This is a genomic window from Emticicia sp. TH156 (assembly GCF_002855535.1).
In the GTDB taxonomy this organism is placed as follows: domain Bacteria; phylum Bacteroidota; class Bacteroidia; order Cytophagales; family Spirosomataceae; genus Emticicia; species Emticicia fluvialis.
On the sequence record NZ_PKRS01000003.1, the window covers coordinates 359,871 to 374,813 of the forward strand.

General features: G+C 43.8%; 12 protein-coding genes. 3 read left to right on the top strand and 9 right to left on the bottom strand.

The annotated features are described in order from the left end of the window. The first annotated feature begins 38 nt into the window (after nucleotides 1-38). Together C0V77_RS07905 and C0V77_RS07910 are read left to right on the top strand one after the other, a co-directional pair. Entirely contained in the window at nucleotides 39-2,267 is a 2,229-nt protein-coding gene (locus C0V77_RS07905; RefSeq protein ID WP_101725796.1) for a hypothetical protein, read from the top strand. Between the two features lie 28 nt (nucleotides 2,268-2,295). Further along, nucleotides 2,296-3,651 (top strand): DUF3748 domain-containing protein, encoded by a 1,356-nt coding sequence (locus tag C0V77_RS07910; RefSeq protein ID WP_101725797.1) that lies wholly within the window; start codon nucleotides 2,296-2,298, stop codon nucleotides 3,649-3,651. On the opposite strand, the gene C0V77_RS07915 is transcribed toward C0V77_RS07910, so the two are convergent. The 4 genes from C0V77_RS07915 to C0V77_RS07930 all read right to left on the bottom strand — a co-directional run bounded on the left by C0V77_RS07915 (nucleotide 3,635) and on the right by C0V77_RS07930 (nucleotide 10,030). After that, a complete protein-coding gene (locus tag C0V77_RS07915; RefSeq protein WP_158237909.1) occupies nucleotides 3,635-6,094 on the bottom strand; it encodes an AsmA family protein in 2,460 nt (819 codons plus the stop codon). The genes C0V77_RS07910 and C0V77_RS07915 overlap by 17 nt on opposite strands. Nucleotides 6,095-6,315: 221 nt before the next feature. Beyond that, on the bottom strand, nucleotides 6,316-7,320 hold the full coding sequence (locus C0V77_RS07920) for an LLM class flavin-dependent oxidoreductase (protein WP_101725799.1): 1,005 nt from the start codon (nucleotides 7,318-7,320) through the stop codon (nucleotides 6,316-6,318). 161 nt (nucleotides 7,321-7,481) lie between these two features. Then, on the bottom strand, nucleotides 7,482-8,447 hold the full coding sequence (locus C0V77_RS07925) for a dihydrodipicolinate synthase family protein (RefSeq protein WP_101725800.1): 966 nt from the start codon (nucleotides 8,445-8,447) through the stop codon (nucleotides 7,482-7,484). Nucleotides 8,448-8,476: 29 nt separating this feature from the next. After that, nucleotides 8,477-10,030 (bottom strand): sodium:solute symporter, encoded by a 1,554-nt coding sequence (locus tag C0V77_RS07930; RefSeq protein ID WP_101725951.1) that lies wholly within the window; start codon nucleotides 10,028-10,030, stop codon nucleotides 8,477-8,479. A gap of 212 nt (nucleotides 10,031-10,242) precedes the next feature. Between C0V77_RS07930 and C0V77_RS07935 the strand changes: the two genes are divergently transcribed. Continuing rightward, complete coding sequence (locus tag C0V77_RS07935) at nucleotides 10,243-11,124, top strand: AraC family transcriptional regulator (protein ID WP_101725801.1); 882 nt, start codon at nucleotides 10,243-10,245, stop codon at nucleotides 11,122-11,124. Nucleotides 11,125-11,129: 5 nt separating this feature from the next. Here the strand turns inward: C0V77_RS07935 and C0V77_RS07940 are convergent, their stop codons facing one another. The 5 genes from C0V77_RS07940 to C0V77_RS07960 form a co-directional block, all read right to left on the bottom strand. After that, on the bottom strand, nucleotides 11,130-11,825 hold the full coding sequence (locus C0V77_RS07940) for a sulfite exporter TauE/SafE family protein (RefSeq protein WP_101725802.1): 696 nt from the start codon (nucleotides 11,823-11,825) through the stop codon (nucleotides 11,130-11,132). A 1-nt stretch (nucleotide 11,826) separates the two neighbouring features. Next, nucleotides 11,827-12,264, bottom strand: coding sequence for a FixH family protein (locus C0V77_RS07945; RefSeq protein WP_101725803.1), 438 nt, complete (start codon nucleotides 12,262-12,264; stop codon nucleotides 11,827-11,829). A 179-nt stretch (nucleotides 12,265-12,443) separates the two neighbouring features. Next, nucleotides 12,444-13,865 carry a cytochrome c oxidase accessory protein CcoG gene (gene ccoG / locus C0V77_RS07950; protein ID WP_101725804.1) on the bottom strand — a complete coding sequence of 474 codons (1,422 nt, stop codon included), beginning with the start codon at nucleotides 13,863-13,865 and terminating at the stop codon, nucleotides 12,444-12,446. A 69-nt stretch (nucleotides 13,866-13,934) separates the two neighbouring features. Further along, nucleotides 13,935-14,729 carry a cbb3-type cytochrome c oxidase N-terminal domain-containing protein gene (locus C0V77_RS07955; protein WP_101725805.1) on the bottom strand — a complete coding sequence of 265 codons (795 nt, stop codon included), beginning with the start codon at nucleotides 14,727-14,729 and terminating at the stop codon, nucleotides 13,935-13,937. Between the two features lie 52 nt (nucleotides 14,730-14,781). Next, nucleotides 14,782-14,937 carry a CcoQ/FixQ family Cbb3-type cytochrome c oxidase assembly chaperone gene (locus C0V77_RS07960; protein ID WP_101725806.1) on the bottom strand — a complete coding sequence of 52 codons (156 nt, stop codon included), beginning with the start codon at nucleotides 14,935-14,937 and terminating at the stop codon, nucleotides 14,782-14,784. Nucleotides 14,938-14,943: the final 6 nt, after the last annotated feature.

Sequence of the window (14,943 nt, forward strand, 5' to 3'; positions counted from 1 at the left end):
TTTTCACACAAAATACTAATCAATTACCTTACATTCTTATGAGATTATCATCTTACGTTTTCATTGGTTTGGCTTTAGCGGGGTTTGCATCCTTTGCACAAAAGCCCACAGCCAAAACACAGCCGGTGTACGCCGACAAGCCTTTTATTCAAGACTATGCCATTAAGTTTTATGCAAAATCTGCCAATACAAAACTGATGGATGTAGCCGCCGACAGAAACGGAGCTATTAAAATTTTTTCGTCTGAAGGCCTCCTTATCCCGCACGACGGTCAATTCCTGTACCCTGGCTCATTAGAAACAGATAAAACTTACCGCACTATCGGCCACAAAAACCTGAAAGGTTTGGGCAGTTATGAGAATCAGTTTGTGCTGCTGGACGACAAATCTGTACTAAGCAATGCCTGGGCAGGTAAATTGTTCAACAAACATGAGCTAAGCGGAGCCAGATTGTTTGTAGGTGGCAAAGACTTTACATTTCTGGTTTCAGACGGCAAGTCGCTGCAACTTGTAAAAGATTCTAAAAGTATCTGGAAAGGCACACTGGCCGGAGACGACGTAGTTGCACTACGCTATCAGGCAGGTACCGATACCTACTGGATTCTGGGTAAAAAATCTTTATCAACCCTATCGGGCACCATGCTAACCAAAGTATTTGATGGCGCAGGCTTTACGGCTTTCGATACCGACGGCAAAAAAGTAATCATTGGTACTACCGACGGCATTATTACCTTAGATGCTGCCACCAAAAAACAAACAGGCGTTAAAAATCAGAAACTGCCGGTTACCGAAATTACAGCAGTGAAGGCTATCGGCGACAAATTCTGGTTTGGTACAGTTAATGGCGCGTTTGCTTCTCGTGCCGATGGCAAATTTGATTACTACAACGGCGAACGCTGGTTGCCGGGCAACGAAGTTACCAACATTGCAGAAGGACCCGAAAAATCGGCTCTGATTCTTACTACTGCTGGTTTAGGCCAGATTTGTTTTAAGAAAATGACCCTGCACGATAAAGCCGTTTATTTCGACAAACAAGTGCGCAGCCGCCATATCCGCAATGGTTTCAATGCCTCTCTCAGCAATATGCAAAAAGGCAACCTAAGTACCGGTTATCTGTCTGACTCAGACAACGACGGCTTGTGGACATCTATGTATCTGGGCGGCGAAGTTTTCAGATATGCGGTAACCAAAGACCCTGAAGCACTGCAAAACTGCGTGGAGTCGTTAGATGCCATGGAGCGTTTATTTACTGTTAACGGCATTCCGGGTTTCCCGTCACGTTCTTTTGAAAGAAGAGGGTATATCGAACAATTATCAGACCCTGAGCGCTGGCAGCATTCGGCTGACCCTGAGTGGGACTGGAAAGCAACTACCAGTAGTGACGAGGCCATCGGCCATATATTTGCTTATGGTGCAATGGCAGAGCTGATTCAGGAGCCGACTCTTAAAAAACGTGCCATTACCCTGATAGATACCATGATGAGCCATATCATCAAAAATAATATGTATATGATTGACTACAACGGTAAACCAACACAATGGGGTCGCTGGAATCCTGAATATGTGAATGCTTTCCCGATAAATGTGGGCGACAGAAAACTGAACTCTTCGAACATCGTAGCTATGTTGCAAACGGCGTATCACTTCACTAAAAAGGAGAAATATAAACAAAAAGCTTTTGAGCTGATGAATAAATACGGGTATTACGAAAACCTGATGCGCCCCATGAGCATCATCGGTAAAGCGCCCGCAGATGCCGATGAGCACAGCAAGCACATGTCAGACGGCTGGAACCACTCAGACGATGAAATGTATTTTGTTGGCTACTGGGGTTTATACCGCTATGCATTAAATGACACCCTGAAAGCCGCCTATAAAAAAGCAATTCTTGACCACTGGCAGGCAGAACGCCCTGAAAAAGAAGGCGCATGGAATATTTTTACGGCGCTAACCGGCGTTAAAGAATTTGACCTGAACGAAGCAGCCTGGTATTTAAGAGAGTATCCGCTTGATATGATAGATTGGGTAATTATGAACAGCCACCGTAAGGATATTGAGAAAGTAGCGCCTAATTTCCGCAATCAGACCATTAAAGAAGTACTACCACCAGACGAAAGCCCGATTCAACGCCACAATGGTAATACTTTCAACCTTGACCGCCGTGGTGGCAACGGTACCTCAGAGCATAGTGCCGGAGACATCTGGTTACTGCCTTACTGGCTGGGCAGATACCTCGGCGTTATAAGCGCACCGGCTACGACGAAGTAATTCGGACCAAAAATTAACAGCAAACCCAATGAAATATTTACTTTTGACCTTTATTGTATCATTATTATCAGCTTGCACAACTATGGAGTATCTGGAAGAGAAACAAATTACGAATGACCTGACGTATCATCACGATTTAGACAACAACGATAATTTCTCGCCGGATAACGAATGGCTGGTGTACGATACCCGAACCGATGAAGGCGGCATTGCGGCTTCCGGCCGCATTGAAAAAGTAAATATTTCAACGGGTGAAAAAAAGATTGTTTACCAATTGCCCAGTAATCAGCCATGGGGCCCGGGTGCAGGGGCGGTTAGCTACTCGCCTGTAGAAAACGCCGTGGTTTTTATTCATGGCCTGATGAGCGTAACTGAAGCCAATCCGTATCAGCAATGGCGGCGCACCGGAGTAATCATCAATACAGACCAACCCGGCGGAAAACCCATTTTTATGGACGCGCGCGACATTAGAGCCCCTTACACCAAAGGAGCCCTGCGTGGCGGTACCCATCGCCACGAATGGAGCGGCGACGGCCAGTGGATTGGCTACACATACAACGATGCCGTCATGAAAGCGCTGGAAGATTCAACCAGCCAAAAACACAACCTGCGAACCATTGGTGTTTCTAAACGAATAGGTGCAGTAAAGGTTGAAAAAGATAGTAAAGGTGATAATGTATCTGGCGAATGGTTCAGTGCACTGGTTGTTAAAGTAACACCGGAACCCAAACCCGGTACTGATGAAATAAGCCATGCGGCAGGTGATAGCTGGGTAGGTACACACGGCTATAAAAAACCAGACGGCAGCCCACAAATGGCACGTGCTTTTATTGGCTCGGTGATTGACAAAAACGGCAAAAAAGTAGACGAAGTTTTTATTGTGGACATACCGGACGATATTACGAAAGAAGGAAACTCAGGCCCGCTGGCAGGTACAGAAACAGCCATGCCTGCACCGCCTGAAGGCACCGTGCAGAGAAGACTGACATTTACCGCCAATACTGCGCAACCCGGTTGCGTAGGTATTGTACGCAGCGCACCAGATGGCCAGTCGCTGGCTTTTCTTGCTAAAGACACCAAGGGTATTCTACAAATATTTACCATTGACCCCTACGGCAAAAACCTGACACAGGTTACGCATCATGACAGCCCCGTTGAGGGATATGTGCGTTGGCATCCGTCTGGCAAGAGTCTTTTTTACGTCTGGAAAGGCAGCATTGTTAAATGTAACACCGGCAGCGAATCATTTGAAAAACGATACCAGCTGCTTACCAAACCATCGGCACCCTCGCCAACCAATCTGGTTATTTCGCACGACGGAAAAACCATTGCCTTTAACAGATTAATCGGTAACGCTAAACAGATATTTACCGGAAAGCTCTGAAAGGCAGCTTTCTTGGTCTTTTAAACATTAGTTTGAGATTCACCTTACCATTTTCGTCAATAGCTTTCAGGTAGATGTTTGAGCCTACGTTGGGGTCATATTCTCGAAACTGGTAGGTGCTGTCTCGCTTCCGAAGATTACTGAACGGTATCTGAATATTGAGGTCGGTCTTATTACCCAGGCTATAAACACCGTCCATAAAGAAAGTAATTACATTGCTTTCTATCTGCATTTTTTTCACTTCCACTTCCTGTCCGTTTATGGTAAACTCATGCACAATAGGTGCAAACTGCACATGTTCAAGCTGACGATTTCTGAAAATTAAGCGTTTCATTTTCAGAAAAGGGTCAAAATCAATAATTTCGGCATCACGTAAATCAACAGACAACACACCTCGTACCGAATTAGGCACCAGCGACGCGTCGTTTTTCAGCAATGCACTGAATTTAAACCTGCTGGTCAGTTTACCCTGAAGGTTTCTGTCTGTTATGGTGTACTGCCCAAAATTATTGAAAGAAGAAAACACCGACTTCACGTCTGTATTATCTACACTTGCGTTTACATTCAATTGCATGGGCCTGCCATTGGCACGTAAATTATTGATATCGCCTGATATCTGAAACGTTCCGCCAAAAGCATTCATAGAAAAGCTGGTCAGGTTTATTTTATTAGAACTGAGCGTTACTTTCCCTTTCAGATTTTGGGCCGAGAGGCGGTTGTATTTAAAGCGGCCGGCCTGCAGCGTGGCATCAACTTCTATGTTATCTATGGCATTATCAAGAAAACCAGACAATGTAAATTTACTATCGCCGCTGCGTTTGGGTCTGTTGTTATCCAGGTTTAAGAGTACCTTCAGCCAGTTAAGCTCCCAGTCGGGTATATTTATATTTACGCGTGCTTTTAGCGGGTAGTTATCCAGATAAAGATAAGGAACCAGCCCCACGATATCGCCATTAATAAACAGTTTGTTGCGGCCGTCAAACACTTGTATGCTGGGTATCCGAACTTCTTCGCCGGTAAAGGCCACATCTCCCCTTATCTGCTGTATACTGATTTTCTTGGGAAGATACGTAATTGCCAGATTCTGTAATGATACATTACCAAACAGCAACCCGTTAATTTTACGTTTTTTTGCATCAAATAGCGTCTTTATACTCCCTTTATAATTCATTTTCATAATGGCAAGCCCATCCTTTACTTTGTAGCGGTCTGGGTCCAGCAGGCCATTCAGCGCATCAGGGTCAGCCTTCAATGTACACCCAATTTCGGCAAGGGCCTGATCCAGATTCGTAATTACCAGTTTTGCTTCCAGAGGTACGGTTTCAAACATACCTCTGATATTGTTGCCCGTAATGCGGGTATTATCATCATTTGCTGGTAGTTTATCGTCGTAATGGTTGGTAAAAATACCCTGCGTGCTTAAGTCTCTGAGCAAACCTACACGCAGTTGATACTGAAACGAGCGCGCATCAAAATTAATATCAACTTTAGGTATCCGTTCGCCCAGTTTGCCTTTCAGGTGAACATCGGCAGTTACGATGGGATCAATTTTTATTTTTTCAAGAACATTCGACAAATGCCTTGTCAGCAATTTTCTGGCATTGGTAAGCCGGAGTTTATTGGTTGAAAAATCAAGCTGAATCGTACGGGCGCTCTCGCTGAAATCAAACATGCCCGATAGCTGAATCTTGTCTCTGGTTGCCGTTTCAATCTCCGAAGGATTAATAACCAGTTGTTTCTCCTGCTGCCTGTAAGCAACATCCAGTTTCAGTTCCACTTCCTGGTCTGTCAGGAAACCGCCCCTCTCTTTGTTAAAAACCAACCCTTTGAAGTAAGTATTCCCACGTGATTTCACATTCCAGATTCCCTTATCAAAATCAATTTTGTTTACAAAATCATGGAAATCAACATTAAAAGATTTATCCTGAAGCGAATCAATGTACTGCACGTGGAAATCGCGGAACACGATTTCATCCAATTGCTCCAGCATCTGGTTATCTTCTTTCTTATTCTGATTGGGTTTGTTTCCGGATTGATTTGCAAAAACAGCAAGATTGGTTGTACCGTCTTTTCGTCTGAAAATATTGAGGCTGCCGTTGGTAAACTTAAGGGCATGTATTTCGGCCTTCCCTTGTAAAAGCGCTGTGGTTTTTAAAGTTATGCTAATAGTACCGGCATCAATCAGAGGTGTTTTATGCTTGTTGAAATCTCTGTCGCTCAGTTTTACACCCATTAAAGAGAAAGTGAACCCAACGCCATTATTGAACGGAGTAAATTTAAAACTCCTTATCTCAAGGGTGCCGTCTATTTTCTCATTGGCAGCAGACTTAAGGCGGTCAAAAATTTTGTCCTGATTTAAATAGGCCACCAGGCCTACTCCGGCCAGAAGCAATACAAGCACACCAATAAAGATAAACGCTGCCCGAAAAAATTTAGAGGACATAATAGGTAATTTTTGTACGTACGACATTCAATTTCAGGCAGGTAGTAGCAAAATGTTATCAGGCACAATTTAATCAGTAAACTTTAGTTAACCGCTATCAGATTCCAATTTTAATGAAATACTAATAAAACCGCACCTTTGTAAACCTTAATACTACTACCGCGCCATTGTTTATCATACGACAACCGTGCCAGGGGTGTCCCCCACTGCCCGGATTACAATTATTCGCCGGGTTTCAGGTCAAAAGCCTCGGCCAGCAATTCAAAAGAGCGGCGTCTGCTACTTGTATTGTTGGCCATTGTAGAAACAATTACCTCGTCTACCCCAAAGTCGCTGGCAAGTGCCAGAAGTTTTTCTTTTACCTCATCTTTCGTACCAGAAATAACCCTGCCACGGTTACGATGGATACGCTCCTGCTCTGCCAATGTAAACTGGTACTTTCTGATATAGTTTTCGTCGCCAAAGTTATCAAACCTACCCTGCTCAAATTGTACCAGCACATAATCAATAAACTTGCGCATATCTTGTGCCTGCTCTTCGGTTTCGCCACAAAGCACCGAAATAGAAAGCAAGGCTTGTGGCTTTGCCATCTGCGACGACGCCTCAAAGTTCTTTTTGTACACCTCAACTATATCTGGCTGAGCAAAACCGTTGATGAATCGGGCTACGGCCAGCCCCATACCAAACCGGGCTGCTATTTTACTGCTGCCCCCGCTTGAGCTAAGCACCCATTGGGCTGGTATGGTTGGCGCCTGCGGAACAGCCAGCAGAGGGCCATATTTGGTGGCGGCGGTATCAGTAAAAAACCTTTGCAGGTATTCCAGCTGTTTTAAATAGCTCTCTTCACTGAAATCATTAGCCGGATTCAGCAAGGCAGCCGTTATTCTGTCGCCACCGGGTGCACGTCCAATGCCCAGGTCAATTCGCCCCGGGAAAAGGGTTTCAAGCATTCTGAAATTCTCGGCTACCTTTAGTGCGCTGTGGTTGGGCAGCATTACACCCCCCGACCCTATTCTGATATGTTGTGTTACATCGGCCAGTTTTACCATCAGGAGCTCTGGCGTAGAGCCGGCAATAAAAGTTGAATTGTGGTGTTCAGATACCCAAAAGCGGTTATAACCCAGCTTTTCGGCGAGTTTTACTGTGGCTATGGTTTCTTCAATAGCTTCAACAGCGGTTTTGCCAGTGGGTACTATCGACTGATCAAGTATTCCTAATTTTAGCATTATTGTATTCTGTTTTCTAATAGACTTAACACAATAAACCCGCCTTTCGTTACCAATTGAAGGTATATAGTTGCTATACCGGATGATAGTAACAAAAAAATCTCCGACAGATTTTTGCCGGAGATTCTGCGTATGAAACAATTACTAAAGAAAAAAAAATTCTAAGCTAAAGCCACTGCATTTAGGTAGGCGGGGGTTATCCCTAGTTCTTTCTGCAGGTTATCAATGGTAACCAGCAGGTCGTCCATACCCGCTTTCAGGGTGTCTGTCAGCACACCAACATCGCGGCGGGTATAGGTTGATATCGGAAAGCCTCTTTTTACCAGGCTGTATTTGGCAATTGTAGGATAAGCCGAATGCACTATATCCATAGAGTCATTAAAAAACTGTTGTACTTTTTCAACCTCTGCCACGCGGTTTTCGTCGTTAAAATGTTTGCAGAACCAAACTATCAATTCGGGGAAAATATTACCCTGTATGCACGACAGTCCGGCCGCACCAGCCTGCAAAGAAGACCTGGCATTAACCATGTAGGCATCATACAAACCAAAATTATAGCCCTGACCCGCATCAATTCTGCGTTTTACCTCTACGGCATCAAGGCAGGTATCTTTATGATAAATCAAACGCCCGGTTGGCAGCAATCTGGCCAGTATTTCGGCGCTTATCAGGCGTTTGTAGGGTACGGGGCATTCATAAAAGCCCAACGGAATACCAGGGGTAAGACTCATCAGCTCTTCCATTCGCTCCACAAATACTTCGTCCGACTCGTCTGCCTCTGCAATCAGGCTTGTAATAACAATAACAGCCTGCACGCCTGTGGCATAAATTTTCTTAACAAATTCGGCCTGTTCGGCAATAGTACCGCCCAGCGTGCCTGTAGCTACAACCGGAATAACACCCGCAGCCTGTTTTACAACCTGGCTTGTAACAGCCAGCCGCTCTTCTTCCGTCAACTCATACATCTCGCTCGACAAGCAGTTGGCAAACAAACCGGCCGAACCTGCATTGATGTAGTATTCTGTCAGGACTTTCAGCCCATCATAGTCCACAGCTCCTGAATCTGTAAACGGCGTTAGCATTACAGGTATAAAACCCTGTGGCAAAGTATTGGTGGAAGACAACATAATGTTATAAATTATTCAAAATTGAGAGGTTAATCATTTGCTTTTTTTAGCCTGCTTAAAAGCAGGCCAGTCAGGAAGATACTCAGCGTACCCACAATCATAATCATATTCTGATGAAACGGACTACGCAAGGCAGCGTACTGGTCTGGTATCTGCTTAGAGAAGGTCATCCAGCATATTACCAGAATACCAACAATGGTTGCGATTACTGCTTCTGCATTTTTAGCTTTGCGGGCTATCATACCCAGCAGGAAAAGACCCAGCATACCTCCGGCAAAAATACCAGATAGCATCCACCAGATGTCAAGCACGCTTTTGACGCCTATCATGGCCACACCCGTAAACATGCCTAAAAGGCCAAAAACCGTCGTGGCAATGTATAACAGCCTGAGCGACTGCTTAGAGGTTAAGTCTGACTTGATGTAACGTTGGTAAATATCCACTGAAAAAACGGTGGCTGAGGCATTCATACCCGAACTGATGGTACTCATAGCTGCCGACATAATGGCCGCCACAATAAGACCTACCAGACCAGCCGGTATTTTGTTGACCATAAAATGAGGCATTACCTTGTCGCCGAAATCGGCTGGTGACAATGAGGCCGCTAACTGTTTGATGGCCTCGGCACTGCCACCCGGCAGGCGTTCGGCTGCTACTTGCATACGCACCTGATTAAGCATATCGGGGTTGGCCTGATAATACGCATACAAACAAGAGCCAATTACAAAAAATATAAGCGAAACAGGCAAATACAAATACACACACAACCAGATAGAACGCGTAGCCTCTTTAATAGATGACGTTGTATGATAACGTTGCACATAGTTTTGGTCCATCCCGAAGTTGTTAAGGTTCATGAAAAAACCATATAACAATACAACCCAGAAAGTAGACTGCGTAAAATCAGGCGCAAAACTACCCAGGCTGAACTTACCATCTGCCTGACCAATTTCAATTATCTTACTTACACCACCCGGCATACCTTTTATTACCAGCGCCAGAATAATAAGCGCTCCGATGGTCTTTATTACGCCCTGCACCACTTCTGTCCAGATAACGGCCTCCATACCACCCATTACGGTATAAATAATGATACAGATACCCACCACTATCATGACGCTTTCCATTGAATAACCGGTGAGTGCCTGCAAGCTAAGCGCAATACCAAAGAAAATAGAACCCATGCGAGCCAGCTGCGTAAGCAGGAAACAGACAACGGCGTAGGTTCTGGCCCAGGCTCCGAACCGATTTTCAAGATGGGTGTAGGCTGATACCTCTCCGGTGTTTCTGTAAAAAGGCACAAAGAAACGAGCTGCCACCCAGGCAGCTACGGGCATAGAAAGACTAAAAACGAACGAGTTCCAGTTACTGCCAAATGCCTTGCCCGGCACACCAAGAAAAGTATTACTGCTCAGGAATGTGGCATAGATAGAAAGACCAATGGCCCAGCCCGGTATTTTGCCCGAGGCCGTGGTAAACTGGTCGGCGTCTTTGTTTTTTCGTGAGAAATAAATACCTATCACTACCATTCCGACCAGATAGCCAAAAATGATAAGCAGGTCAATTACAGGAAGCTTGGAAATATTCATGAGTTAGGGTTGAAAGATGCAATAGGCCAATTGGTACACTTTACAGTATTATGATAAAAACATACATTGATTTTTAAGCCAATAGCTGTTTTTTATAATCTGACAAATATTTTATTTAACTTTACAAAGATAGAAGATAAAAATACAGGTTTTTTATATACTCTTTCCCAATCATTGTACAATATTAGCATTTAGTTTTTTAGTCGATGAAACCGCATTTTCATAAAGTACCCACCAACACAGGGCATTCGTTCAGTATCAGACACGACATAAAACCTAACTTCGGCTCTATATGGCATTATCATCCCGAACTTGAACTTCATTATGTAATAAAGGGTGAAGGGGTTCGGTTTATTGGCGACAACGTAAGTAATTTTTCATCAGGCGAGGTATTGCTACTGGGCGAAAATCTGCCCCATACCTGGCGCTGCAATAAAGAGTATTTTCAGGGTAATGCAGATTTGCAGGTAGAGGCCATAGTAATGCAGTTTATGCCCGATTGCCTGGGGGGCGACTTCCTGAACTTAAATGAAGCCTATGCCATCAGGAAACTGTACGAAAAAGCCAAGCAAGGCCTGCTTATTAAAGGTAATACAGCACAGCGCCTGAAAACCCTGATGGAAGGTGCCGTTACGGCCGGCCCTTTGCAAAGGCTGGTGATTCTGTTATCTGTTCTTGAATTGCTGACGGAGTCTGACGAGTTGGAAATGATAACCGCCGCCAATGCCTTTTACCAGTCGAACGAAATGGAAACCGTCAGGCTAAATAATGTATGCAGTTATACACTGGCCAATTATGCCAAAGACATCAGCCTGGAAGACATAGCCGCCATAGCCAACCTGAGCACCACCTCGTTTTGCAGATACTTTAAATTAATGACCCACAAAACTTATAACGATTTTCTGACGGAAGTAAGAGTAAGCCATGCTTGCAGGGCATTAATAGAAAATAAACTGAGCATTGAGATAATATGCTTTGATAGCGGCTTTAATAACCTTTCTAATTTCTACAGGCATTTCAGAAAAGTGAAAGGCACTACCCCACTGGAATATAAAAAGCAGTATCTGAAGAGTGAAGTAGCCGGATGAGACCCTTATTTGCCTCTGCAAACCGAAATGCCGTGTGCATCATGTTCGGTTAAGTGATTTGAAGATATATTAACACCTTTGAAAATGAGCCAAACGGCTAGTGCAATATAAGAGAATCTATAAACAGCCTTAGGTTGAAAACTGACGTATTTACGGATACCATTGCCCAGAAAAGCAAAGCCGAGCATCATGGGTAGAGTACCCAACCCGAATAATGCCATAAACAGCACACTCTCCCAGGCCTCACTCATCAGAAAAGCCCCACTCAGTGCGGCATAAACCAGCCCGCAAGGTAACAGGCCATTGAGAACCCCGAAAATAAACTGCGAAAACAAAGAATGCTTTTTGTAGAAACCAGACAGCGAAGACTTTATAAAGTTATTGAAACGGCTCACATAAGGTAATACGTCTATTGATTTAGTCCAGCGGGAAGGCAGAATAAACGCCAGCAATATCAGGCATCCTACTGCCACAAATAGTGTTTTTTGCGAGGCCAGCAATGCCACCTTTTCTCCGGCAAAGCCAACCAGCAGCCCAAGCAGGCTGTAGGTTAAAATGCGTCCGGTATTGTAAATGAGCCTGCCCAGAATATACCTTCCGTGTCTGGATTTATCGCCGGGCAAAAGCATAGAAATAGGGCCACACATACCCATGCAGTGCAAACTTCCGGCAAACCCTATCATCAATGCTGAATACAACATCTTACAAAACTATTTTCTCTTCTTTCAGATAAGTCTTTCCGGCTTTTTGCCATTCGAGTTTTACAACCCAAAGTCCTTTAGCCAGCTGATTCACCGGAATACTTTGTACCGTATTTTCATTGATACTCAGTGCAAGCGAATAATCTTTTTTGGCATCAGACGGACGATAGAACTGTACCGTACCTGTTGCCCCTTTCAATTCTTCAGGAAAACTGATATTTACCTGTTGATTTTCGCCAGTGTAGCTTATCACTACAGGGGCCGCCAGCTGTGCCACATTCCGTTGCTTGATAATCTCATCCTGATACGCAATTTCTTTTTTGTAGTAGTCGTTGCTCACCAGCGAAATATCTTTCTGCTGCACACAAAGCACCACCATTGTAATCATAAAGACTACAAACAACCCGTAGAATATTCCAATTTTATGTCCAAAATTCATGGTATGATTATTTTATGAACTAAGTATTAAAGCAATTGAGCGATTATAGCTCCTATCTCTTAAAATTTGAACTGTCGATTTAACTGACTCAAAGTTCTTTTGATTCCCTTCATGATTATTTACCAATAACATTGACAACCCTCTTCCGGATACCTTAAATCGCTCATTCGCCCAATTACTCAATTATCTTTGAATCCCAAAAAATTAGTCTTGATGCTTTCCAGTTTTTTGTCTCCTTCCCAAACTTCTATTTCAAGACTGGTTTTTATTTTCTTAATATCGGCTTTATTCATATCCAGAAAGAAAACCACATCAGCCTTGCCTTCTTTTTTTATTCTGATACTTTTTTTGCCGTCTATCAATCTGATGTTCCCTGCGTTGTCGCCCACTTTTAAGGTTACCACCAGGTCTTCATTACTTTTATTCACAATCTGGGCATTATAGAGGTTACTGATTTTGTTATTGGCTTGCTCCTGATACATCTGCCCCGGCACACGCATAATGGTTGTTTCAATAACCGAGCGGCTCATCAGCAGAAACACCTCTACCCCAACCAGCAACAATAAAACTACCGAATAAGCATAAGCCCGTGGCGACATCTTATATGGAATGCGTTTTTCAACACTTTCTGCCGACCCGTATTTTATCAAACCTGTGGGTTTGTTTATCTTGGTCATTACGTCATCGCAAACGTCAATACAGGCGGTGCAGTTAATACATTCCAGTTGAGACCCGTTTCTGATATCAATTCCCGTAGGGCATACCTGAACACATAATTTGCAATCTATGCAGTCTCCTTTTGGTGCGGCTACCTGGTTGGCTGGCTCGTGCTTGTTCAGTTTGCCACGGGGTTCGCCGCGCACCCAGTCATAAATAATATTAATGGTATTGCGCCCCATTAATACCCCCTGCAAACGGCCGTAAGGGCAAATAGCCACACAAACCTGCTCTCTTAATTTGGCAAAAACATAATAAAACACCGCTGTAAAAGCTACCAGACCGATAAATCCGGGTAAATGATTTGCCGGCGACTGCGAAATAATACCAACCGTTGCATCAATACCTATCAGGTACGCCATAGTGGTATGGGCTATCAGAATAGATATAAGCAGATATATTAACCTTTTGGCTCCCTTTTTCAGAATCTTTTCGGTTGTCCAGGGCGCTTTGCTCAGCGCCAGCTGCTGTTTGCGGTCTCCTTCAATCCAGTATTCAATTTTACGGAAAACCATTTCCATAAAAACTGTCTGAGGGCAGGCCCAGCCACACCAGAACCGGCCGTAAACTACCGTAAATAAGGTAATAAATATAAAGAACGTAATCAGACCCACGCTAAAAATAACAGAGTCTTGTGGCAGAAACAACTGGCCGAACAACACAAATTTCCGCTCAAACACATTAATCATCAAAAGGGGCTGTCCGTTGATTTTCACAAATGGGCCCGCAAAAAAAAGCGTCAGAAAAACAATGGTTGTCAGTATCCGGTAATTATGATACTTACCACTCGGTTTTTTCGGAAACACCCAAATTCTCTTCCCTTCACTGTCTACGGTGGCAATGCTGTCACGGTAGGCCTCATCTATAAAATCTAAATTGCTCACGGTTCCGGTTATTTATTTCTTTCTGATGGCGGCCGGAATTTTACTACCTGCCACCATCAGGAATGTTTGTTACTTAGTTGCGGTTGAATCAGCCCCGGCTGAGGCTTTTTCTCCCTGAGGTGCCTTTGCATTAGGCGGATTAGTACCTTGTATAGACAAAATGTAGTTACTTACCTCTTGTATCTCTGCCGGTTTCATGGTTGCCTGCCAGGCAATCATACCCTTTTCAGGTACACCGTATTTAACGGTTTTAAAAACATCATTAATAGTACCACCATGCAGCCAGTATTCGTCAGTAAGGTTTGGCCCAACCCCGCCTTCACCTGCCTGCCCGTGGCAAGCTGCGCATTTTGAGGTAAAAATCTGTTTACCCTGGCTAAGGGTTTTGTCGTCTTTCATCAGTTTAACCGATTTCTCGTCAATGGTATTAGCCATCTTAGACTGATACAACTCAACCTCTTTCTTAGCCTCATCCATCGAAATCTGGTATTCCTCTTCCTGTAAGGGTGTGATGTTCCAGATATGATATAAACCTATGTAAACTACAGAAAACGCAATAGTGATATAGAAAAGCTTAACCCACCACGGTGGCAGGTGGTTGTCGAGCTCCTGTATGCCGTCATAGTTATGGCCTAGCATGATAGACTCTTCTTTTTCTAACGGAATGTCCGTTCCGGCCTCTCTTTGCCACCATTTCTGAAAACTGAAAGTTTCAATAGTACGGCCTTCTTTTTCGGCGATAATCCTGCTGATAACCCGATACATATTTAAAACCACAACCAGCAGAACGATAGCTGTAAGAATCAGTATAATAAGCACCAGGAGTTGAATGAGTTCATCGCCTGATTTAATGAATGTTCCCATAAATGAGTATATTTTAATTTTCTTTAAACCTGGATATTTGGCTCGGAGCCGGTTAATCTAATGGCAGCTTCTCTATGTAGCTTTGTTTCTTTTTATCAAGTTTTATGACATACCAGCCCAGACCCAGAAAAAAGAAAAAGAAAACAAGCAGAGAAAAAACCGGGTAGATGCTCACGCCGTCTATTTGTTCGAAATAATGTTTAAACATGGTCGT

Coding starts and splice junctions, on each gene's coding strand:
- C0V77_RS07905 (WP_101725796.1), top strand. CDS start 39: ATGAGATTATCATCTTACGTTTTCATTGGTTTGGCTTTAGCGGGGTTT.
- C0V77_RS07910 (WP_101725797.1), top strand. CDS start 2,296: ATGAAATATTTACTTTTGACCTTTATTGTATCATTATTATCAGCTTGC.
- C0V77_RS07915 (WP_158237909.1), bottom strand. CDS start 6,094: ATGTCCTCTAAATTTTTTCGGGCAGCGTTTATCTTTATTGGTGTGCTT.
- C0V77_RS07920 (WP_101725799.1), bottom strand. CDS start 7,320: ATGCTAAAATTAGGAATACTTGATCAGTCGATAGTACCCACTGGCAAA.
- C0V77_RS07925 (WP_101725800.1), bottom strand. CDS start 8,447: ATGTTGTCTTCCACCAATACTTTGCCACAGGGTTTTATACCTGTAATG.
- C0V77_RS07935 (WP_101725801.1), top strand. CDS start 10,243: ATGAAACCGCATTTTCATAAAGTACCCACCAACACAGGGCATTCGTTC.
- C0V77_RS07940 (WP_101725802.1), bottom strand. CDS start 11,825: ATGTTGTATTCAGCATTGATGATAGGGTTTGCCGGAAGTTTGCACTGC.
- C0V77_RS07945 (WP_101725803.1), bottom strand. CDS start 12,264: ATGAATTTTGGACATAAAATTGGAATATTCTACGGGTTGTTTGTAGTC.
- C0V77_RS07955 (WP_101725805.1), bottom strand. CDS start 14,729: ATGGGAACATTCATTAAATCAGGCGATGAACTCATTCAACTCCTGGTG.
- C0V77_RS07960 (WP_101725806.1), bottom strand. CDS start 14,937: ATGTTTAAACATTATTTCGAACAAATAGACGGCGTGAGCATCTACCCG.